General features: G+C 60.7%; 22 protein-coding genes. 4 read left to right on the forward strand and 18 right to left on the reverse strand.

Annotation, left to right across the window (positions count from 1 at the left end):
- Nucleotides 1–5: 5 nt before the first annotated feature.
- Nucleotides 6–965 carry a LysR family transcriptional regulator gene (locus Q0936_RS15930; RefSeq protein ID WP_299292545.1) on the forward strand — a complete coding sequence of 320 codons (960 nt, stop codon included), beginning with the start codon at nt 6–8 and terminating at the stop codon, nt 963–965.
- Nucleotides 966–1151: 186 nt separating this feature from the next.
- On the opposite strand, the gene Q0936_RS15935 is transcribed toward Q0936_RS15930, so the two are convergent.
- The 13 genes from Q0936_RS15935 to Q0936_RS15995 all read right to left on the reverse strand — a co-directional run bounded on the left by Q0936_RS15935 (nt 1152) and on the right by Q0936_RS15995 (nt 15477).
- Nucleotides 1152–2051 carry a DMT family transporter gene (locus Q0936_RS15935; protein WP_299292543.1) on the reverse strand — a complete coding sequence of 300 codons (900 nt, stop codon included), beginning with the start codon at nt 2049–2051 and terminating at the stop codon, nt 1152–1154.
- The gene (locus Q0936_RS15940) at nt 2048–2842 is read right to left on the reverse strand and encodes an ABC transporter permease (RefSeq protein ID WP_299292541.1); all 795 of its coding nucleotides are present in this window, start codon (nt 2840–2842) and stop codon (nt 2048–2050) included. The genes Q0936_RS15935 and Q0936_RS15940 overlap by 4 nt, the downstream gene beginning before the upstream one ends.
- Nucleotides 2835–3773 (reverse strand): ABC transporter permease, encoded by a 939-nt coding sequence (locus tag Q0936_RS15945; RefSeq protein ID WP_299292539.1) that lies wholly within the window; start codon nt 3771–3773, stop codon nt 2835–2837. Before Q0936_RS15945 ends, Q0936_RS15940 begins: the two co-directional genes overlap by 8 nt.
- Complete coding sequence (locus Q0936_RS15950; RefSeq protein WP_299292537.1) at nt 3770–4495, reverse strand: ATP-binding cassette domain-containing protein; 726 nt, start codon at nt 4493–4495, stop codon at nt 3770–3772. The genes Q0936_RS15945 and Q0936_RS15950 overlap by 4 nt, the downstream gene beginning before the upstream one ends.
- Nucleotides 4489–5172 (reverse strand): ATP-binding cassette domain-containing protein, encoded by a 684-nt coding sequence (locus Q0936_RS15955; protein ID WP_299292535.1) that lies wholly within the window; start codon nt 5170–5172, stop codon nt 4489–4491. The genes Q0936_RS15950 and Q0936_RS15955 overlap by 7 nt, the downstream gene beginning before the upstream one ends.
- Nucleotides 5169–6692 carry an ABC transporter substrate-binding protein gene (locus Q0936_RS15960; protein WP_299292533.1) on the reverse strand — a complete coding sequence of 508 codons (1524 nt, stop codon included), beginning with the start codon at nt 6690–6692 and terminating at the stop codon, nt 5169–5171. The genes Q0936_RS15955 and Q0936_RS15960 overlap by 4 nt, the downstream gene beginning before the upstream one ends.
- Nucleotides 6693–6702: 10 nt before the next feature.
- The gene (locus Q0936_RS15965; RefSeq protein ID WP_299292531.1) at nt 6703–6987 is read right to left on the reverse strand and encodes a DUF6525 family protein; all 285 of its coding nucleotides are present in this window, start codon (nt 6985–6987) and stop codon (nt 6703–6705) included.
- Between the two features lie 711 nt (nt 6988–7698).
- Nucleotides 7699–8091 carry a response regulator gene (locus Q0936_RS15970; RefSeq protein ID WP_299292529.1) on the reverse strand — a complete coding sequence of 131 codons (393 nt, stop codon included), beginning with the start codon at nt 8089–8091 and terminating at the stop codon, nt 7699–7701.
- Nucleotides 8092–8195: 104 nt separating this feature from the next.
- The gene (locus tag Q0936_RS15975) at nt 8196–9419 is read right to left on the reverse strand and encodes a PAS domain-containing sensor histidine kinase (RefSeq protein WP_299292526.1); all 1224 of its coding nucleotides are present in this window, start codon (nt 9417–9419) and stop codon (nt 8196–8198) included.
- Between the two features lie 102 nt (nt 9420–9521).
- On the reverse strand, nt 9522–12806 hold the full coding sequence (locus tag Q0936_RS15980; protein WP_299292524.1) for a chemotaxis protein CheB: 3285 nt from the start codon (nt 12804–12806) through the stop codon (nt 9522–9524).
- Between the two features lie 64 nt (nt 12807–12870).
- Nucleotides 12871–13260, reverse strand: coding sequence for a response regulator (locus tag Q0936_RS15985; protein ID WP_299292522.1), 390 nt, complete (start codon nt 13258–13260; stop codon nt 12871–12873).
- A complete protein-coding gene (locus tag Q0936_RS15990) occupies nt 13253–14731 on the reverse strand; it encodes an ATP-binding protein (RefSeq protein WP_299292520.1) in 1479 nt (492 codons plus the stop codon). The genes Q0936_RS15985 and Q0936_RS15990 overlap by 8 nt, the downstream gene beginning before the upstream one ends.
- Nucleotides 14728–15477 carry a transporter substrate-binding domain-containing protein gene (locus Q0936_RS15995; RefSeq protein WP_299292518.1) on the reverse strand — a complete coding sequence of 250 codons (750 nt, stop codon included), beginning with the start codon at nt 15475–15477 and terminating at the stop codon, nt 14728–14730. The genes Q0936_RS15990 and Q0936_RS15995 overlap by 4 nt, the downstream gene beginning before the upstream one ends.
- Before the next feature lie 228 nt (nt 15478–15705).
- Between Q0936_RS15995 and tig the strand changes: the two genes are divergently transcribed.
- Entirely contained in the window at nt 15706–17043 is a 1338-nt protein-coding gene (gene tig, locus Q0936_RS16000; protein WP_299292516.1) for a trigger factor, read from the forward strand.
- A gap of 66 nt (nt 17044–17109) precedes the next feature.
- Here the strand turns inward: tig and Q0936_RS16005 are convergent, their stop codons facing one another.
- The 4 genes from Q0936_RS16005 to rpsF form a co-directional block, all read right to left on the reverse strand.
- On the reverse strand, nt 17110–17658 hold the full coding sequence (locus Q0936_RS16005; RefSeq protein ID WP_299292514.1) for a DUF4329 domain-containing protein: 549 nt from the start codon (nt 17656–17658) through the stop codon (nt 17110–17112).
- A gap of 130 nt (nt 17659–17788) precedes the next feature.
- Nucleotides 17789–18430, reverse strand: coding sequence for a 50S ribosomal protein L9 (gene rplI, locus Q0936_RS16010; RefSeq protein WP_299292512.1), 642 nt, complete (start codon nt 18428–18430; stop codon nt 17789–17791).
- A gap of 12 nt (nt 18431–18442) precedes the next feature.
- On the reverse strand, nt 18443–18670 hold the full coding sequence (gene rpsR / locus Q0936_RS16015; RefSeq protein ID WP_005608650.1) for a 30S ribosomal protein S18: 228 nt from the start codon (nt 18668–18670) through the stop codon (nt 18443–18445).
- A gap of 18 nt (nt 18671–18688) precedes the next feature.
- Nucleotides 18689–19051 (reverse strand): 30S ribosomal protein S6, encoded by a 363-nt coding sequence (gene rpsF, locus Q0936_RS16020; protein WP_299292510.1) that lies wholly within the window; start codon nt 19049–19051, stop codon nt 18689–18691.
- Nucleotides 19052–19295: 244 nt separating this feature from the next.
- On the opposite strand from rpsF, the gene Q0936_RS16025 reads away from it, so the two are divergent.
- Nucleotides 19296–19829, forward strand: a complete 534-nt coding sequence (locus Q0936_RS16025; RefSeq protein WP_299292508.1) for a hypothetical protein — start codon at nt 19296–19298, stop codon at nt 19827–19829.
- Nucleotides 19830–19973: 144 nt separating this feature from the next.
- A complete protein-coding gene (locus Q0936_RS16030; protein ID WP_299144984.1) occupies nt 19974–20543 on the forward strand; it encodes a YceI family protein in 570 nt (189 codons plus the stop codon).
- Nucleotides 20544–20795: 252 nt separating this feature from the next.
- Here the strand turns inward: Q0936_RS16030 and Q0936_RS16035 are convergent, their stop codons facing one another.
- Nucleotides 20796–22022, reverse strand: coding sequence for a cytochrome b/b6 domain-containing protein (locus tag Q0936_RS16035; protein ID WP_299292505.1), 1227 nt, complete (start codon nt 22020–22022; stop codon nt 20796–20798).
- Nucleotides 22023–22050 lie beyond the last annotated feature (28 nt).

A 22050-nucleotide genomic window follows, 5' to 3' on the forward strand; every position in this document is an offset into this window, starting at 1 on the left:
AAGCTATGCGACATCGCCAGCTGGCATTAGTCGGTCAATTTAGATATTATAAATCCATGAATGAATTAATCGACGCTTCGCTTTCGGATCTCGCCTTGCTGGTGCGTGTCAAGGACAACGGCGGTTTCAGTGCCGCCGCGCGGATCACCAAAATACCGCAACCCACAGTCAGCCGCCGGATCGCGACCCTGGAAGAGCGCGTTGGGGTTCGCCTGTTCAATCGCACAACACGCAGCGTTGTCCTGACCGAAGCGGGCGAACGCGTGTACCGGCATGCCAAGCAAATGTTGGAGCAAGCCGAGGCTGTCGCCACAGCCTTGGAAGAGATGAACGCGCGACCATCCGGGACGTTGCGCCTGACTTGCCCGGTTATCATCGGGCAGTGCCTGATCAATGAGGTTCTGGCGCAATATATCGCAACTTACCCAGAGGTGCGGATCAAGCTCGAAGCGACGGCGCGGCGGGTCGATCTGATTGAGGAAGGGTACGACATTGCGATCCGCGTGGGGGAGCTGCCGGACTCTGGCTTGGCCATGACCCCACTTGGGGCCGCAGAGACGGCATTTTTTGCAACGCCCGACTATCTTGCAGAAGCCACGGCCATCAAAGACCCGAAAGACTTGCCCGCGCATCCCCTGTTTCTCTTTTCCGGCACGCTGGAGCCATCTGTCTTGCAGTTCTCGCGCGCAGACAAAAAGATGACGGCGGAGCTGGAGCCTCGATTTGCCTGCAATGATGTGACACCAATCCTGAATGCGACGCTGCGAAATTCGGGGCTCGCGCAATTGCCGCGCTTTGCGGTTCAACGCGAATTGAGCACCGGCGATCTGGTCGAAGTCCTGCCGAATTGGCGATTGCCAGCTGCCGACATCAACGCACTGACACCGTCGTTTCGCGGCTCATCCCCTGCAGTGAAGGCGTTCCTTGCAATGGCAAAAGAAGGCGTCAGGAACCTGCTTCAATGAACTTCGCTATGCAGCATAGCAGTCGGAAAACTGATCCTTGTGCTCGGCGCCGCGAAGAACCTGGTGGCAAATAGCGGGTGAAGGGCTGGATGGCCGTTCCGGTCGTTGCCCGTCCGTACCGTTTTTCCATGTGGTTGCTGCAAGACAAATCGCCGGAACCATCGGATGTACGGCGGCGCGCGGGCGTCAGGATGCGCCGGGCGGTTCGGGGCGGGATTTCTCGGCGGCTGCAATGGCGGCCCCCAGCAAGACAAGCGGCACGGCAAAGACAAAACTGGTCGCAAGCGGCAACCTGAAGATCGCCAGATCGGCGAGGATGGGCCACAGCAGGGCGACATATTCGAAGGGCGCAAGGCGCGTGGCCTCGGCATAGCGGAACGCCATTGTCATCGCGATATGGGCAAAGCCGCCAAACAGGCCCGCGCCGATCAACAGGGCGAGCGTCCAGCTGCCAGGCATCACCCATCCCAGAGGCAGCGTCGCAAGCGCGCCCAGCATCGAGGCCAGCACAAAGTAGAGCGCGATGGCGCCGGGGCTTTCGGTGCGGTTCAGGCTGCGGACCATAATCAGGGCCAGCGCCGACAGCACAGCGGACAGCAACGCGAGGGCAATCCCGGCCAGCCTGGCGTCGCCTGCGCCTTGCGCGCCCAATTCGGGCCAGACCATCACGATCACACCGGCAAAGCCCAGCACCAGCCCCGCGACGCGCCAGACGGTCAGCCGTTCGCGCAGGAGGGCCACAGCGGCCACTGCCATCAGGATGGGCGACAATTGTGCGATCAGGATCGCTTCGGCGACGTTGAGACGTGCAATGGCCGCAAAGGATGCAAAGAGCGCCAGCGCTCCAAAGCCTGCGCGCAGCAGATGCGCCAGCGGGCGGCGGGTGGCGAGGCCGTGCGGAAATTCGCGCCGCCACCACAGAAAGACAATCAGGGGGATCAGCGCAAAGGCCGAGCGGAAGAACACGATTTCACCCAAGGGGATGTCGTCGCTTACGGCTTTGACGCAGACGAACATGCCAGCCATCAAGAGACCCGACAACAGCCGCAGGCCAATGCCGATGCGCGGGCGGTCTGGCGCGGTCATTCGGTGCGGTCCTGCCGGGCAAGCGCATCCCGCAGCGCGTCGCCGACGAGGTTGATGGCAAGCACACAGGCCACGACAGCGAGGCCGGGCCAGATCATCTGGAGCGGCGTGGAGCGCATGTGGATGCGCGCATCGAGCAGCATTGTGCCCCATTCGGGGATCGGCGGTTGCACGCCAAAGCCCAGAAACCCAAGCGCAGAAATCCCGAGGATGGCGCGCGCAAACATGCCGGTCCAGACGACGGCGAGCGACGGCAGGAGCGATGGCAGATAGTGTCGCCAGGCGATAACCAGCGGCGACAGACCGGCCAGCCGAGCCTGCACCACATAGCCGCGCGACGTGAGCGACAGGCCAATGCCCCGCGCCACGCGCGCATAGCGCATCCATCCCGTTACGGTGAGCGCAAAGATCAGGCTGCCCGTACCGGCACCCAGCACCCCGGCGATGACGACTGCTGCGATGATGTCCGGAAAGGCAAGAAAGGTATCGGTGGCGCGCATCGCCAGCCAATCCGCGACCTTGCCGCCAAGCGCCGCGATCAGGCCCACGGTTGCGCCTATGACAAGGCCGATGACCGAGATCACAAAGGCAAGGCCAAGCGACCAGCGCGCACCATACAGCAGGCGCGACAGGATATCCCGCCCCAGCGCATCCGTGCCCAGCAGCCACGTGCTATTCGGCGCGCTCAGCCGGTTGGGGATGTTGATCTGGGTTGGATCATAGGGGGCCAACAACGGACCCAGCACGGCGATCGCCACGAGGATCAGGATGAGGATGAACACGCTACGCATCCCGCTCTCCGATCCGGGGGTCGAGGCGGCGATAGAACAGGTCAATGGCGAGGTTGACGACCACAAACAACACTGCGGCCAGCACCACCACGGCCTGCACCTTGGGGAAGTCGCGGGCCTCGATGGCGTCGACCAGAAACACGCCCAGTCCGGGGCGGGCAAAGATCACCTCGACCATCACAACCCCTTCGAGCAGGAAGGCCAGTTCGAGACCGAGGACCGTAACCACAGGGATGGCGGCATGCGGTGCCACGTGGTCGCGTTCGATGGCGCGGGCCCCTACGCCGCGACGGCGAAACGCAGGCAGAAACGGCTGTGCGCGGGCCTCTAGGATGCCGGAGCGCAAGATACGGGTCAGGGACGCGGCCACCCCCAGCCCAAGGGTGAGCGCGGGCAAGATGACATGCGCGGGCGTTCGTGCACCCATCGCAGGCAGCCAGCCCAGATGCACGGCAAAGAGCAGAACAAGCAGCAGCCCCAGCCAGTAAGCCGGTATCGCCACACCGATGGATGCCAGGGCAACGGCTGCGCGATCCAGCAAACCGCCGGGGCGCAGCGTGGCGAGCAGCGCCAGCGGCACCGAAAGGGCCAGCGCAATGGCCAGCCCGGCCAGCGCAAGCGGCACCGTGTAGGACAGCGAGGCCATCAACTCGGGCCACACATCGCGCCCGGTCACCGAAGACTGGCCAAAATCACCCACCAGCAGCGGGCCGAGCCAGGTCTGGAATGCAGACCAGAACCCGTCATCAAAGCTGGCCTGCGCGCGGATTTGTTCGACGACCGCTGCCGGAACCACGGCGTCGTAGCGTGCCAGTGCAATGGCAAGGGCCGGATCGCCTGGCGCGTGCCAAAGCAGGGCAAATGTCGCAAGTGCGGTGCCTGTCAGCACCACCACCGCGCGCAGGGTCAGTCCGGCAAGGGTGCGGATCATGCTACACGCTCGAGTGCGCCAAGCGCAAAGGCGGCATCGCGCAGCGTGCGACCGTAGTCGGTTTGCGGTGCCGTGACAAAGCGGGCGGCTGGGGTTCGTTCCTGAACCTGACCGGCGCGCAGGACGGCGATGTCATCGGCATAGGCCGCCGCATATCCGAGGTCATGTGTCACGATCAGTGCTGCGAAACCGGCCTCGCGTTGCAGGTCGGCGATCAGGCGGGCGGTGTGTTTTTGTGTGACCGCATCCAGCGCAGAGAGCGGTTCATCAAACAGCACGAGCGGCGGCGCAGCGATCAGGGCGCGCAGGATGCCCACGCGCTGTGCCTGCCCGATGGACACTTCGGTTGGACGTCGATCAAGAAGGTCAAGGGCAATTTCCAACCCCGCGCACAGGGTCGTCAGGTGCGATGTGTCGATCACGTGGCCCTGTGCCTCCAGCGGTTCCATCACCGACCGGCGCAAGGACAGATGCGGGTTAAAGGCGCGGCGGGGCTCCTGCATGACAAGTGCGGGGCTGCAGCGGCGCACGGGCGCACCCGCCCAGGTGATCTGACCCGCAGCAACACGCACAAGGTCAAGGATGGCCGCGATCAAGGTGGATTTTCCTGCGCCGCTTTCTCCGACAACCGCGAGCGTTTTCCCCGGCGCAAGGGTCAGCGAGACGTCGTTCAAAACCTGCGCCCGACCGCGCCGCACGGTGACGTTTTCGACGCTCAACATGGCAGTTCCAGCCAGTTCCGGTGCGCGCAAAGCGACCGAGCCGCCCCGGATGTGGGGGAGGCCAGCACCTGCGCTGTTGGCGCATCCTCGACGATGCGCCCGGCGTCCATCACCATCAACCGGTCCACCCGGCGCGCGGCCAGCCCAAGGTCGTGGGTGATCAGCACCAGGGCCGTGTCACTGTGCGCGAGATGGCGATCCAGCAGGTCCATCGTGCCCGCTGCCACAACCGGATCCAGTGCAGAGGTCGGCTCATCCATGACCAGAACGTCGGGCGTCCCGATCAGCGCAAGGGCGATCACAAACCGTTGCTGCATGCCGCGGCTCCAGCTCCAGGGACGTTTGCACAGATCACCACCGGCGATGCGGAGCGCCGCGAACAGTTCTTGTTGGCGCGCGGGGCAGGGGGGGCTGCGCAACGCGCGCTCTGCCTCGCGCCAGTGGAACGCCATGGACCGCAGAGGGTCGAGTGCCTCGTCCGGGCTTTGTGGGACATGCGCGACACCGTGGCCCGCCGCGCGCAGGGTGTCGATCAGCGCGTGACCCAGTGTCGACTTGCCCGACCCGGACGCCCCCACAAGGCCCACACGTTCGCCCGGCGCGATGCGCATCTCGCTTTGGTACAGGATGGTGCGGCCCGCCCGCGTTGCGGTCAGGCCGGTTGCCGTGATGGTCATTCGGTGAAAGCAGTCTCGTGGTTGATCCAATAGGTCTCTGTCGGGTGGACGGCATAGCCGGTCAGACCGGGGCGGGACACGTTCACTTGGTTCACATGAAAGACCGGGATCATGGCGGCGTCATCGGTAATGATCTGTTGCACCTGATCATAGATCACGCCACGGGCCTCGGGGTCGAAGGTGGTGCGACCGTCAGCCAGCAACTGATCCAGTTCCGGGTTCGCATATCCGCCCGTGTTGGACCCGCCTGTGGATTTCAGCAACGCCTCAAGCACCGCACCGGGGTCGCCCTGGGGCGTGGTCACCCAGGCTTGTAGGAACATGTCCGCGCTGCCGTCGGCAATCGCGTCATTGCTGGCGCCATATTCGCCTACGCGCACAGTCGCCTTGATACCAATCGCCTGCAAAAACGCCTGCGTCACCTCGGCAGTGGGCGGCAATGCAGCCCGCGATGCGTATGTCACGATGTCAATCTCAAGCGGCGCGCCGTCCAGCATCCACTGGCCACCCTGTTTGGCCGCGCCTGCCTCGGTCAGCAGCGTTTCGGCCAGCGCCGGATCATAGACTGGGTCGATCTCGGCCGCCCAGCCCTTGCCCGCGGGATAGACCGTGCCGGCGGGCAGGCCGCCCACACCCGACAATGCCGCATCCACGATGCCCTGCCGATCTATGGCCACCGAAACGGCGCGGCGGATCAGCGGGTTTGCCATGGGGCCGGATGTGGCATTGATCGTGTAGAAATAAAGCCGTGATGTCGGGGCCGAAAACCCAAGCGCGCCCGTTTTCTGAATGCGTTCAAAGTCTGTCTCGGGGTAGTTGATCACCAGATCGACCTCACCGGCTTCGAATGCCAGCGCTGATGCGCCGGGGTCCGGGATGGCGACCACGCGCACTTCGTCCAGGCGCGGTGTGCCAAGGCGGTAGTCGGCGTTTGCCTCGACGCGGTACAGCTGCTCCGGGATCGCCTCACGGAACACGAACGGACCGGTGGCGTTGATCGGGTAGGCGTCAGAGGGCGCGCCGACGATGGCGATGCCCGGCTCTGACAACGTCCACGGGAATGCCGCGTTTGGGCTGTTGGTTTCAAACACCACTACGGTGTCGCCATCCGCCGAGATGGACGCCAGATCCAACAGTTTTGCGATGCGCGCATTGTAGCCGCTGTTGTCTTCGTCCGAAATCGCGGTGATTGCGTTGATGACCGCCTGCGCCGTTACCGGGGTCCCGTCATGGAACGCAAGTGCGGGGCGCAATGTCACGCGCCATGTCGTCGGACCCGCCTGTTCGATCCCCGCCGCGAGACGCGGATAGAGGTTCAGGTCATAATCGATGCCCATCAGCGTTTCGGTCACGCCCGTCTGGTTGGACATCCAGCCATTGTATCCGGCGCGCGGGTCCGGGACTTCGGCGGTTGGGCCAAAGCCGACCGAGATGGTCAGGTCTCGGTCCTGTGCCATCAGGGGCAGCGCGGAGGACATGGAAAGCAGGGCAGCAGCAGCGAGCCGTGTCATGAACGACATGGTTATATCCTTAATCAGGGAAGGGGGGTGGCTGGCGGTTCGCGCGCTTTTCACGAGCGAGCGTATTCGTTTCGGCGCGCCGCAGCAAGGCGATCGCTTCGTCGGTATCGAGTCCGGTTGCGCGCGCGCGGTTCCAGATCTTGCGCGCGGATGTCGGTGACCAGGGCAGGGCCGCGTGACACAGCCATCGGCGCAGGGGTATGGGCAACGCGTCATAGGCCTGCATCGCATCCACGTTGCGGCGCTTGCCGCGCAAGGACGTTTGCCCCAGGTTTCCGGACTGATGAAGGGACATGATACCTGCCACGCGGTGTGTTTCGACGGGTGAGCGAGTACCGGAGTTGGGGAATGCGCGCAATAGAAATGTTACGTTATATCATTCAGGTTTGTTCGAGGTGGCTTTCAGGGGGGCTGCCCGTCGTGGGGCAAATGCGTCCGGGTTCAGGCAAGGTTTTGCGCAAATTCAGCGTCTGCGCATGTCGGGACAGACAGCATCCGCCAAGTACCGAGAATGAATAATGTCAGAGTATTGAAAGAGCAGGCGCGCGCGCCATCAACCGCTTTCGAACCAGATGCGCAATCTTCTGCATCGCAAGGGCAGCATCAAGCCTACAGCTACGCAGCGCTTAAAGCGCCGTAAATGATCCAATGAGGCGTGGGGCGTCGTTTCCACGATGACAGACCGCTTTGAAAGCCAATCGTTCCGTGTCGGCTGTCAGCGCTGCCACTTGGTTGACGGTGCATCCAGTTGTAGTGGCGCATCAGTCGGCCACCGGCTCAACGCTTTGTTTTGAACTTTTGGTTGGAGCTATGCGCCATAGGCTTCAGTGCTCCTAGCTTGCCGCAGCACCAGGCGCGCAACAAGAACGAGCGGCCCGATCTACAGTTCGGACGGTCGAATACAGCATATTTGCTGAATTGCGACCCAAGTCTGCGTGGCTTGCCAAAACACAAAAGTGCTGAAAATACGTAAGCGTATGGTGCCTTTTGCGATTGGCCCATATCTCTACTCGATCTGCGCGAGGCTCATTTCGTCCGTTGGGGTGGTGACATGCGCGACCATCGTCGTCAGTTCTGTCACGTCCACCGGCTTGCGCAGTACAAGACGGGCATTGCGCGACATGCCAAACAGCTCGCCTTTGGGAAACAAGCCGCTGCCGGTCATGAAAATCACACCCGCAGAAGGTGCCGAGTACACCGCATAGTTGGCCACGTCAGTTGACAGCCCATCGGCAATCATCAGGTCCAGGACCAAAACATCCGGGATCATCCGCCGCAGCATCGACATTGCCTGGTCATTGTCCGCAGCCGCATGCACCGTGTGGCCTGCGCTCTCAAGTGCCTCTGTGAACATGAAACGGAGCCCAGGGTCATCTTCCAGTACCAGTACGACAGCCATCAGCAACTCCGATATTCAAGCAAGGGTTTTCTAGGCTGCGAGATTAAACAAAACCTTAATCAAGCGGTCCGGATGTTTAAGAAGTGTTTGTGTTGCGGCGCGCCTCAGGTCGTCATGAGAACTGTAAAGATTGCGCCGGTATGGCCATCGGATTGCGCGGTGATGCTCCACTCATGGCGGCGGCACACTTCTCGGCATGTGGCCAAACCGATGCCTGTTCCTTCGATTTCGGTGTTGCAGCGGCGAAACGGCAGAAAAATCGCCTCGCTCGCGCCAGGTTCGAACCCCATACCGTTGTCTTGCACGATCATCTGCGCTGGCGCATCGCCCTTTGGCACCAGCGTCACCCGCAGGTGCAGGGGCCGAGCATCGTGCCGATACTTGATGGCATTGGTAAAAAGATTGTTGACCAACATGCGCACCAACGTCGGCTCTGCACACAGGTTGACCGACGGCCCGATGATCTCGCAGGTGGCACCTATGGCCTCAAACTCGCCCTTCAGATCATCCAGCGCATTTTTGACCATTGCGGTCATATCGAGATCCTCGCGCACCAGCTCGATCGCTGCACTGCGGGCATGTTCGAGGAAATCGCCGGTCAAAGTGTCCATCTGCGCCACCGCGCGCGACATATAAGACAGGTACTCCACCGCGCGATCTGGCAAATCCTGCCCAAAATTCATTTCAAAGATCTGCAACAGGCCCGTCAACGTGTTCAGCGGCGTGCGCAGATCGTGCGAAGCGGTGTGCGCATAGGCCTCTGTGGCGATCATAACCTGATGCAAGGCACTGTACTGCGCCTCAAGCCGCGTCAGTTTCTCATGTGTTTCCAATCGCCTGCCGTTCATCGTGATCAACGCATCCACGGTCGACGTCAGGTGATCTTGCGTAAGATGGTAGATCGGTGTCGATTGCCCCGGCGCGTGCAACATCGCCACGTGAAAATCCAGATTGCGCGGTGTTTGACGTTTGCGCCCGGTACTCATGGTAAAGTTCGCACGCGCACTCGAAGACGCGGCTTTCAACCTGGCAAAGACCTCTTCGGGCGTCTGATGGGTCAGATCGGCAAACGTGGTGCCGCGTATGTCGATGTCCGCAGCATCGGTTCCGGGGGCAAATTGCCTTTGCGCCCGCCGGTTGGCCAACATCACGGTTCCGTTCGCATCCAGCAGAAAGGATGCATAGGGCGATCCGACAAAAGCACTGCGCAGGGGGTGCCCAAACAGCTCGTTTGTATCGCTGCGCAGATGCAGCAGCGTCGCGGTTTGGCCCGCTTCTGGGGGAGAACCAACTGGGTCGAAAGTGTCTTTCTTGCTTAAAACAGACATGATGCACTTTCTACGTTCACGGAACACAAGTCGGCGCATCATGCCCACATTGCGTAAAACTTTGGTTAAGTTCAGATCAGTTCCGTGATCTTGGCACCGCAATCAGTTCGCGATGGACTGCACCTGTTGCGTGCTGATGCGGGTGAGGCTGCCGAAGACATGCGACACTTTGTTGTCGGCCCGACGCCGCACCTGACCCTTGCAGATGCAAGTCAACACGGAGCCGTCTGTCCGCACCAATCTTACATCAGTTTCAAAGGGTTGACCCATAATCAACGCTTTCTGGAAATGCGAGGAGATCTCCGCTCGCATGTCCGGATCGACCACCTGCAACAGGCTTTCAACCGAGGGTGTATGCACCACGCTGTCGTACCCTACGATGTCGTACATCGACTGGTTCCACAGCGGCGCGTTGTTCTCGACGTCAAAGGTAAAGAAGCCGATGCCAAGCTCGTCCTGGACCGTTTCCAGGATGTTGAGGCGGATGTTGCGCTCAGTCTCGCTGGCGGTGTCCCACACGACACCGATCAACTGCGTGGCCTCGCCCTCGGAATTGCGGATCAAAGTGGTCTTGCCGCACACAGACACAATGTGGCCGGAAGGGCCAAACACGCGGTGCTCAAACCGCACGCTCCCGCCTTCGCGCAGCAACTGGTCAACCTGCTCTGATGCCTCTACCCGGTCCTCGGGATGGACGAGATTGAGCGCGTCCTTCCAGGTTGGCATCTCACCGGAATCCGACCGCCCGTAGATCGAAAACATCTCTTGCGACCAAAACAGCTCGTCGGTGTCCATGCTATAGGACCAATGCGCCACACGACTGATATCGCTCATCATTTCGACCACACGGCTCAGCGGTTCACTGTCATATTGGGTGATCGTGATCGACAACCCGATCAGTTTGCGGTGCTGATCGTGAACCGGGGAAATGACCATCGAGTAATACTTGCCGCGCGACAGGATCGGCATGCGTCGGGTCTCTTGCACACGCAAAACGGTATTGGCGATGGGGGCGAGGGCGGGAAACCCAACAGGTAGATTGAACTGGCTGAGGTGGATGCCCGTCGGCGGAATCTCGGTCAGGCCGAACATCTCCAGCGCGACATTGCTGAGGCGGCGCACCATCAACGCCTGATCCGCCAAGGCGACCGCATAAGGCGCCGAGGTCATCGTCGCCTCCAACTCCGACGCCAGCGCCTGACGTTCGGCCGAGCTGATCTGCAGCTCTTCGTTGACGGTCATCAACTCTTCATTCGACGACTGCAATTCCTCGTTCGACGTCTCCAACTCTTCGTTGGTGGCCTGGAATTCCTCGTTGGTGGATTGCAGCTCTTCGTTGGCCGATTGCAGTTCTTCATTGGCGGTCTGCAGCTCTTCTATGGTCTGCTGCAAAGCTTCTTGTGTGGCGCGGATTTCCGTCTCCATCCGCTCGACATAGGCCCTGTGTTCCTCGTCCGAGATATCATCAAGCTGGATGTCCGCCTCTTTCTCGAACTTGGCATTGACGGCCACGAGACAGTGGGTTTCGCCCCCTTTAGTGCTGGTAAATGGAAAAGTTTGCAATTGCACCCGGTTGCCGACGGGCAGTGAAACCGTGTGCCAGCGTCCGTCCCGGCGACTGTTGCTGCGCAAAGAGACGGCGATCAGGCTGGCAACCTCGGCGCGCAGCGGTTCGATCAACATCTTGATGTTCAACGCTGTCGACGCCCCGGCGCGGATTTCCATGAACGGGCTCATGTCACCCAAAATTTCGATGATGTTGCCGTTGCGCGTGCAGATCATACCGTTGGGGGCAACCGTCCGGGCCAGCGACATTTCTGAAACAGCAGCGGCATCTGCGGTGGCCTTGGTGTTTTTCTGACCACCTCCGGCCGCGGCCTTGCGCTGATAAACGCGGGCGCTGTGGCCCACCGCCAACTCGCCGGATATGCCGCGGCGCTTGATAAACACCTTGTCCGCACCCTGCCGCCCTTCGAAAAAGACGCCCATTTCGCCAACGGTCTCGGACGTGCCAAGAAACAGCAAAGCACCGGCAGACATGGCATAGTGCAAGCGGCTCAGAACACGCTCTTGCAGCGCGAGATTGAAATAAATCAACAGGTTGCGGATGCTGACCAGATCAACGTTGATGAACGGCGGGTCCTGAAACACGTTGTGATGGGAAAACAATGTGACGGAGCGCAATTCTGGCCGCACCTTGATCTCGGTGTCGCCCAGAATGAAATACTCACTCAGCAGCTTGGCGGGAATGTCCTGTGCGGCGGCAATCGGATAGACGCCGCGCCGGGCCACTTCGATGGCGTTCTGGTCGATGTCGGTGGCAAAAATCTGGACGTTGTTCTTGGCCAATGCTCCAATGCCACCCAAGATTTCGGCAATGGTGATGGCGATGGAATAGGCCTCTTCGCCTGTGGCACAGCCCACCACCCATACGCGGACAGGACCGCCAGAGCGCCCCTTCAGGCTCAACTCCAGCTCGTGTTCCAGCTTTTCGAACTGATCGGGGTCGCGGAAAAACCGCGTCACCGAGATCAGAAGGTACCGGTGCAGCGCGTCGACCTCGCTGACGTTGGTGCGGCAATAATCAACGTAGCCATTATAATCTTCGATGCCCAAGGCAGTCATGCGGCGGGCAATCCGCCGGTTCAGCGTGTTTTCCTTGTAGTCCGCGAAATCCACCTGCGTGCGGGCCAGAAGGATGCCAAACAATTCACCCAGCGGGTTAGGTTGGTCCTGCAACGCACGCAATCCGTCGAAATCACGGGGCCGGGCGAGGATCTTTTCCAGATGGGTCCCGATCTGTTCGGGCGACAAGGTCAGGTCCACACACCCCGTTTCAATCGCGGATGTGGGCATACCATCGTATTTTGCGCTCGCGGGTTCCTGGGCGATGGTGATGCCACCGGCCTCCCGTATGGCCTGCATCCCGTAACTGCCGTCGGACCCGGTGCCTGACAGAACAATGCCGAGGCTGCGTTCCCCACATTCGGCGGCGATGCTCTTGAACAGGCGATCAGCGGACGGTTTCGGAGAGGCCGCATGCCCCGCCGGGTTGCGCAACCGCAGCACGCCACTTTCCAATGTGACATCACTGTTGGGGGGCGTGACATATATCGTGTCGACTTCGGGCACGGTATGCGCCTCAAGCTCGCGCACATTGAGGCGCGTCTCACGGGCGATCAGCGTGGACAGCACGCTTTTGTGCGTGGGCGACATGTGCTGGGCGACGACATAGATCGCGTTGGCATTCTCAGGCAGGTTCTGCGCCAAGAGCGAGACCGCCTCGAGCCCCCCGGCAGAGGCCGCAATGCCAATAACGCGAGGCAGGTTTTGGTCGGATGACGCGACCTCTGCATCGGTTTCATCGCCGTTGTTGTCAGCCGTCATGGCAATTCCTTGGTCACGCGGCGTTCTGCGCGCATGAGAGCGTTTCGAGAGTGCGGCGTGTCCGTCACGCCGCCAGACAATACCGGTCAATCAGGGCCAGCAACTTGCCCGGCGACACCGGTTTGCTGGCAAAACCATCCATGCCCAGTTGTTCAATCCGTGCATCATCGTGGTAATTCACATCAGCGGTAACGGCGATGATCGGCACTTCGCGGGGCGGGTTTTTCGCCAGGCTGCGAATTTTGCGTGCGGCATCGATGCCGGACAGCACGGGCATGTGCAGATCCATCAGGACCAGACCAAAGGCAGTTGGATCATGAGCAAGCGTTTCGTACCCTTCGGTACCGTTGGTCGCAATCTCAACAGTGACACCCAGGGTGGCGATGATTTCCTTCATCATGAAGCGCGTGAACTCGTCATCTTCTACCAGAAGAACTTTCTTCAGGTCACTCATTTTGGGCCTCCGGTGCATCCGCACTGTGTATCACTAGCAAGAACTCGGTTGTAAAACCATCCCTTTCAGGTTGAATAACCGTCAGGTCAGCCCCCATCAAATGAGACAATTCGAGGCAAATTGCCAAACCGAGGCCGGATCCTCCATGTGTGCGTTCCAGCCGGGTGTCAAGTTGCGTAAACCGCTCAAACACCTGTGTACACTGCGCGCGATCAATGCCCGGCCCGGTGTCGGACACCGAAATTTGCAACCCGCCCAGCGGTTCATTCGTGTCGGGATCGCGAGTTTCTCGGATGCTGATCAGGATCGTCCCGGATTGCGTGAATTTGGCCGCATTGTCCGTCAGGTTGGTGACGATCTGCGTGACACGCGCGCCGTCCAATTCGTATTTTTCGCGCAGTGGCGGCTCGAGCTCCAGCACCACTTCGATGTCCTTTTCGTGGAAATGAATCGCGGCATGGGTTGTGTCTTGCCACTGCTGGGCGAGGCGGCGGATGTCTGTCGGGCGGGTCGAGATCGACACCGCGTTTGAATCCAGCCGCGACATCTCAAGGACATTGTTCAACTGGTTCAACAACTGCTGTGACGCCCGCGTGGCCACACGGGCATAGTGACGCTGGCGCTCAGGCACGGCTTCGTCGATCTCGATCAGGTGCAGAAACCCGAGAATGGCGTTCAGCGGCGTGCGCACCTCGTGGCTCATCGTCCCGATAAAGCTGGAGCGCACCGACAGCGCCTCGCGTGCCTGCGCCTCGCTCTTGCGACGCTCAGTAATCTCGCTCTTGAGGGCGGCTACATCGTTCTGGACCCGCCGTTCAAACTGCCGAATGGCGGACACGATGTGATCCAGATCGTCGGGTTTGCGGCGTTTTTCTCGGTCCAGAACCAAAGGCTGCAACGCGGGATCGTCGCCTGTGTTGTCAACATGGCGCGCGACCGTCCGCAAGTGCCGGGTGATCATCCGGTGCACCACATAGAGCAACGCAACAGCCGCCAGATACGCCTTGATCAGGTTGGTCATCAATATGACCCAGAACTGTTCGCGCAGATTGTTGATCACCGCCGCAAGGGTCAGTTCGACCCGCAGCTTGCCCAACTCTTGCGTCACCTGACCATTGCGCGAGTAACTCAGCGGATACACCCGCTGCACCGGCGCCTCGCTGGGCGCGCCGCGTTCCCAGCGGTGGCCCGTCTGGCTCACCAACTCGACGTGGGTGATGTCCTCATTGCTGGCGATGCCGTCCAGCAGAATGTTCACCTGATCAAAATCAAAGGTCCACAACGCCTGTTCCAGCGTCCCGGCCAGCGCCGTTTCGATCTGGGTAAAGACCGCTGTCGCTTCTTCCTTCTGGCGGTTAAAGCTCGTCAAAAGCTGAATACCGGTTGAGAAAACCGACAACACCGACCCAATCAGCAGTGACGCCAAAACCAGGCGATACCCGAGGGGATCGGTGAAAAATCGTCGTGTCATCCGTTTACTTGATCGCTCACATGTCTTTGAAGCAAGGCTTTCAACGTGCCGTCCGCACGCATCTCGGCCAGCGTCGCGTTGAAATCCGCCACAATCTGCGCACTGCCTTCCAGGTCCGTCCGCACGGCCATGTGCAGGTTCTGAGAGGCCATGGTCCCCGGCACCAGCTCCACCAGATCGTTCAGCGACGGGTCATCCTTTTCAATGACGTGCCGCAGCACATCGACGCTGTCCAAGGTCAGATCGGCGCGCCCATGCGCCACCATCTGAACGGCCTGCAACGTCGTCGTGACCACCATCTTGTCCAGATAATCAGCCCGATCAAATGTCTCTTCGTACAAAAAGCCGTCGCCCACAGCGATCGAATAGGGGCGCAGCGCCTCGACCGAGGTATAGCTGTGGCCCGCGCCAACCGGCTGCAGCAACTGGATGTCGGTGGCATAGAAGGGGTCGCCATAGGTCAACACCTTGGCCAATTCCGCGTCGGCAAACAGGCTGCCGACAATGTCGACAGTGCCATTGCGCGCGCCGTCCATGATCCGCGCCCATGGCACAACACGCGTCTCAACCGTATAGCCCGCGCGTTCCAGAACCGCTTTGATCACGTCCAGCGACATGCCGCCGTCCGGCAGGTTAGGCCCCGAAAACGGTGGCCAGTCATCCGCCACAACCTGCAACACCCGGTCTTGCGCCGCCGCGAATGTGGCCGTCACCGCCAGAATGGCCGCAAAAACATATTTGATCATCTTCCGCCTCCCGTTTTGAGTGTATGCCGATAACGCTTCAATAACCGATGCAATACCAGCCCTAATTTAGTGTTAAGCGCCGCCAAAGATCCTGCGCGCGCGCAGGGGCGGCAGTCCAATTTCCGTCGCCGTGTCCTATCCCCTTGCGCACCGCCGCCACCGTGCATAGAAGGGCGCGAATTTCCGATCAGCCCCCAGCCTGGGGGCCTTTACGCTATGGGAGCACACATGCAGGTCACCGAGACGCTGAATGACGGTCTGAAACGCGGCTATGCCATCACCGTGACCGCCGCCGAACTGGACGCCAAGGTCAACGAAAAACTGGTCGAGGCGCAGCCCGAAGTCGAAATGAAGGGCTTTCGCAAAGGCAAGGTGCCTATGGCGCTGCTGAAAAAGCAGTTCGGTCAACGGCTCATGGGCGAAGCGATGCAGGAAAGCATCGACGGCGCCATGTCGGACCATTTTGAGGCGTCGGGCGACCGCCCTGCGATGCAGCCCGAGGTCAAAATGACCAACGAGGACTGGAAAGAGGGCGACGACGTCAACGTCGAAATGTCCTATGAGGCGCTGCCTGAAATCCCCGAAGTCGACCTGAGCGGCATCACACTGGAACGTCTGGTGGTCAAAGCTGACGACGCCGCGATTGACGAAACACTGACATCGCTGGCCGAAAACGCGCAGGACTTCTCCTCCCGCAAAAAGGGCAACAAAGCCGTCGACGGCGACCAGGTTGTCATGGACTTTGTCGGCAAGGTCGACGGCGAAGCGTTCGAAGGCGGCTCTGCCGAGGACTACCCGCTGGTGCTGGGCTCCAACTCCTTTATCCCCGGTTTCGAGGAACAGCTGATCGGCTCCAAGGCTGGCGAAGAAAAGGACGTGACCGTCTCTTTCCCCGAGGACTACCAGGCCGAGCATCTGGCCGGCAAAGAGGCCGTGTTCTCCTGCACCATCAAGGACGTCAAGAAACCGGTTGCGGCCGAAATCGACGACGAGCTGGCCAAGAAATACGGCGCCGAGGACCTCGACGGTCTGAAAACGCGGATCTCCGAACAGCTCGAAGGCGAGTACAGCGGTGCCGCCCGCGCGGTGATGAAGCGTGCGCTGCTGGATCAGCTCGACAACATCGTCAGCTTTGACCTGCCGCCCAGCCTGGTGGACGCCGAGGCCAAGCAGATTGCGCATCAGCTCTGGCACGAGGACAACCCCGAAGTCGAAGGCCACGATCACCCCGAGATCGAGACCACGGACGAACACAAGGAACTGGCCGAACGCCGCGTGCGTCTTGGCCTGTTGCTGGCCGAACTGGGTCAAAAGGCCGAAGTCGAAGTGACCGATGCCGAGATGAGCCAAGCGATCATGCAGCAAGCCCGCCAGTATCCGGGTCAGGAACGTCAGTTCTTTGAATTTGTGCAACAAAACCAGCAGATGCAGCAACAGCTGCGCGCGCCTCTGTTCGAGGACAAGGTTGTCGACCACATCGTCGAGAATGCCAGCGTCACCGACAAGGACGTGTCCAAGGACGACCTGCAAAAGGCCGTCGAGGCGCTGGAAGACGACGACAGCTGATCTGTCGGCACATGACAGGATCAACAGCCGCGCGGGTTTCTCGCGCGGCTGTTTTCGTTTGGCGCCCTAGAACGCGCGCAGATCGTCCAGCGTATAGGTCGGCTGGACGGCAAAATCGGGGTCTTCGCGGTGATCCGGGTCGGGGATCAGGCAGTTGCGTCCGCAAACCTGCCGCGCCACCTGATTGCGCGCGTCCACATACCACAGCCGCCCACCGGGCGTGGCGACATAGCCATCTGTGCCGTCCTGAATGTCGGTGCGCATATCGTCAAAGGACGGCACTTCGGTGAAATAGTCGGGGCTGTAGGCGCCGTGCGTGTGATAGGACGCGACCACGACAAACGGCACGCTGCCGGGGGCCGGGGGCAGGCAGGACGACACCTGCCCACGCCGCGGTGCGGTCGCGACTAACGCGCCGTCTGCACCCAAGCCAATCAAGCCGCAATACTCGCGATCTTCCATGATCGACCGTGGTTGGATGTCGTTGAACAACCGACTGACAAAGGCCACCTCGTTGTCGGTCTGCGGGACCGGACGCGGGGCCATCTGAATTGTCGCGGGATCGTCGGGCACACAGGCGGCGAGCACCAGCACCAAGGGCAAAACGTGTTTCATGGCCGCACACTGTCCCGAACCATAGCGCGCGTCAAATCGTGCATGCAGGGGCAGGCGGGCAAACGCAAAACGCCGCGCCCGGATGTCGGGCGCGGCGCTGAATGTCGTGTCCTAAAGATCGCTGATGCGATCAGTCCTTGGGTGTGTCGTCGCCTTCGGCTGCACCGTCTTCGGATGCGATGCCTGCGGATTCCGCCAGATCTTCGTCATCGGATGCCGCAGCACCGATATCGTCGAACAGTTCCTGAATTTCGAACTCAGCCGCGGCTTCCTCTTCGGCAGCCAGTTCCTGGATCGACTTACCGGAGGCTTGCAGCTCGGCTTCTTCTTCGGAACGGGCCACGTTCAGCTGGATCACAGCCTCGACCTCAGGGTGCAGGGTGACGTGCACGGCGTGCAGGCCCAGCTCCTTGATGGGATCGGGGATGACGATCTGCTTGCGGTCCACGGTGAACCCTTCGGCCGTTGCCACATCTGCGGCGTCACGTGGTGTGACCGAGCCGTAGAGGTTGCCGCCGTCAGACGCCTGACGAATCACGATGAACTGCTGACCGTTCAGCTTGTCACCAAGCGCTTCGGCCTCTTTCTTGGTTTCCAAGTTGCGCGCTTCAAGCTGTGCTTTCTGCGCTTCGAAATCCGCGATGTTGGCCTTGGACGCGGTCAGCGCCTTTTTCTGGGGCAACAGATAGTTGCGGGCATAGCCCGACTTGACGTCAACGACGTCGCCCATCTGACCCAGCTTGGCCACGCGTTCGAGAAGGATAACTTGCATGTCAGTCGCTCCTTATTTCACGGCGTAGGGCAGCAGGGCGAGGAAGCGGGCGCGCTTGATGGCACGGGCCAGTTCGCGTTGCTTCTTGGCCGAAACGGCAGTGATACGGGAGGGCACGATCTTGCCACGCTCAGAGATGTAGCGTTGCAGCAGGCGCGTGTCCTTGTAGTCGATCTTGGGCGCGTTCTCACCGGAGAACGGGCAGACCTTGCGACGGCGGAAAAATGGTTTTGCAGCCATGGTTTAGCTCCCTCTCTCTCAGCGACGCTCGCGGCGGTCGCCGCGGTCACCACGTTCGTCACGTTTCTGCATCTGGACCGATGGTCCTTCCGCGTGCTCGTCGACTTTGATGGTCAGAACGCGCATGACATCGTCATGCAGGCGCATCAGACGCTCCATCTCTTGCACGGCCGCCGCGGGGGCGTCGGTGCGCAGATAGGCATAGTGGCCTTTGCGGTTCTTGTTGATCTTGTAGGCCATGGTCTTCACACCCCAGTACTCGTTGTCCACGAGGGTGCCACCATTGTCCGAAAGGACTGTGCCAAAATGTTCGATGAGCCCTTCGGCCTGAGTGTTGCTCAGGTCCTGACGGGCGATCATCACATGCTCATAAAGAGGCATGGACGTACTCCACTTGTTTCAAGGCGCATTTCATAGACCGATCCATATGAACCCTGCGGGATGGTCACGAGAGACTGCGCGGCAAAAAGGTCTTTGCAGGGACGCGTCCGTATACATCGCTGAGCCTGTCGCGCAAGGGCAAATGGCGTTGTGGGCGGTAGGCACGGCCTTTTCACGCAAGGGCCGCATTTTAGTCAAGTTTGAACGGGATGATGCAATCAAGTTGTAACGAGGATCTGATTTCATGACCGCCTTTTCCGATGTAATGCCTGCGACCGCTGTACGGCCCGATGCCGCAGACCTGCCACTGAACGCCGACACCGACACAGCCCACGCGCTGGACGGGCACCTTGTGCTGGTGCGCGTATTGCAGAAACTGCTGGGTGCATCCCTTGTGATGGCGGCCATGGGGCTTTGGCTCCAGCCGGGTGCGCAGCTTGAGACGGATGTGCTGCTGATGAAATTTGTGCTGTCGCTGGTGATGGGATTTGCCGGTCTCGCGGTGTTTCAGGCCAGCTGGCCTGCGGCAGGCGCAGAGGGCGACACAGAGATCGAGATCGACACCGTCCGTCAGGAAGTGCGCACCGTGCGTGGCAGGGGACGCGCCCGCACTGTGCTGGCCCGCACGCGCATGTGCGATCTGGGTGCTGCGGAACCAACCTCTGACGGGCTGCGCCTGTGGGATGCAGAAGGCACGCTGATGGCAGAGGTACAGTTGACCGACGCGACCGCAAGGGCCAGCTTGACCACCGCGCTGCGCTGCGCTGGCAAACTCTGACCTTTGGCAACACGCCAATCGGCGCTTTTATGCGCAAATCCAAGTGTTCGGCTGCGCGCACGATGTGTTGAACTCTGTGCAATTGCGCCAAACCCCAATACGCACATCTTTGTCCCCATGTGAAACCCATGTGGAGACGACCCAATGAAGCCCCTTTTCCTGGCCTCGGCCTTTGCCCTCGCAGCGACATCTGCACTGGCTGCTGACAAATACACGCTGGATTCCAGCCACAGCCAAATTCTGTTTTCCTACAACCACTTCGGTTTTTCGACCACATGGGGCATGTTCTCCGGGTTCGAAGGGGACATCACCTTTGATCAGGCCAACCCTGCAAATTCGAGCGTGAGCGTGTCGATGCCCACCAAGTCGATGTTCACCGGCTGGGAACAGCGCGACGGCCACTTCATGTCGGGCGACTTTTTTGATGCCACCGACGAGGACCTGATCTCGTTCACGTCGACGGGCATTGAGGTGACAGGCGACGACACCGCCAAAATCACAGGCGATCTGACCATGAACGATGTGACCAAGTCGGTTGTGCTGGATGCTGTGCTGAACCAGGTTGGCACCAACCCGTTGGCCAACAAGGACTGGGCGGGCTTCAACGCGACAACCACCCTCCTGCGGTCTGATTTCGGACTGGGCGCCTTTGCCCCCGCAGTGAGTGACGAGGTGGAAGTCCAGATCTCGATCGAAGCGGCCAAGGTCGAATAAGCGACACAGGTTTCGTAGTCTTGAGGCCGTGCCTGTCGGGGCGCGGCCTTTTTGTATGTGGTGTTGGTTGGAGTGCGTGTGTGGTGGTGATTGACGCGCCTTTGGCGGATTTTTTTAGTGACGCGCCTTCGGCAGGATTTTTTAAGATGACGCGCCTTTGGCGCGATACGATTTACACCAAAGCCGCCTTTTCAGGCAGCTTTGGTCCAGCGCGCCTGTGGCGCGGGCGTGGGTTGAAATGGTGTGCGCGCGTCACTCCGCCGCCGCGCGGGTGGCTGTCAGCGCGACATCCACGCGGACCGCGAATTTGAGCGAGCTTTCGTCCGCCATGTTGTCCCCGATGCCAAAGCTGCGGCGGTCGAGCATCAGCATACCCGTCATGGACGCGGTATCGCCGTCCACGGACAAGCCAAAGGGCAGGGTGATCGGCACGGACTGTCCCTTGATCGTCAGAGTGCCGTTCGCGCTGTAGCCATCGGTGATCGTCACAATATCGGCGGTGAACGTGGCCGTTGGATGTGTCGTTGTACCAAAGAAATCCGGGCCCATCGCCTGATCGGTCACAGACCCCAGCGTCAGGGAGCCGATGGCCACAGTCACCTCAACTGCGCCCACTGTCCCTTGTTCCTGCGTGTCGTCAAAGCGGATCGCGGCGGTCCAGTCTGCAAACTGTCCAGTGACCTCGGAGCCGAGCTGGGTCACCGTGATGGACAACACGCCGTCCTCGACCCGCCAATCCGATTGAACCTCTTCCAGTGCGGCGGCCTCAGATGTCAGGCCCCCTGTGGGCGCAAAGACACCCAGTGCATTGCCCGCAAACAGGGCGACAGCCCACAGGCAAAGCGCCGCCAGGATCGGCAGACGGTGCTTGTGGGTGGCCGAGACCGGTGGCACCGCCACATGACCAAACCACATGCGGCGCAGCGTGGCGTCCTTGTCGATCACATGGTGTTTGAGCGCGCCCGCGATGTGCAACAGAAGCGACAGGCCCAGCACCTTGGTCAGCACCCAATGTGCGCCGCCAAGGGCTGCGGCCACGGCTTCGGATTTGGGCACCAGCGGCAGGTTCTGGCCCAGTGGCCACCAGATCGGGGCAAAGCCGGACGCAGCGGCGTGATGAATCCAGCCCGACAGCGGCACAACCACGAGACTGCCGTAGAGCAGCCAGTGCACCGTCTCGGCGGCCAGGCTTTCCACCTTGCGGTCAGGATGCAGCAGGCCGGGTTTGGGCTGCGCCAGCGCCCAGGCAATGCGGGCCAGCGCGACAAAGAACACCGCAACCCCCAGCGTCTTGTGTAGCGAGAACAGCCAAACCGTACGTGCCACAAAGGCATCTGGCTGTGCGCCTGCCTTGAGCGTGTGCGCCATGTCATTTGCGATCAGCCCCAGCGGGAACAGCGTCAGGATCAGCAGGGCGGTCAGCCAGTGAAACGTCTTTGACACTGTGCCGTAACGGTCGGTGGTGTTGGAAAGGGCCATATGCACGCTCCGATGGTTGGTCCTGATG

Source organism: uncultured Tateyamaria sp. (genome assembly GCF_947488715.1).
Classification (GTDB): domain Bacteria; phylum Pseudomonadota; class Alphaproteobacteria; order Rhodobacterales; family Rhodobacteraceae; genus Tateyamaria.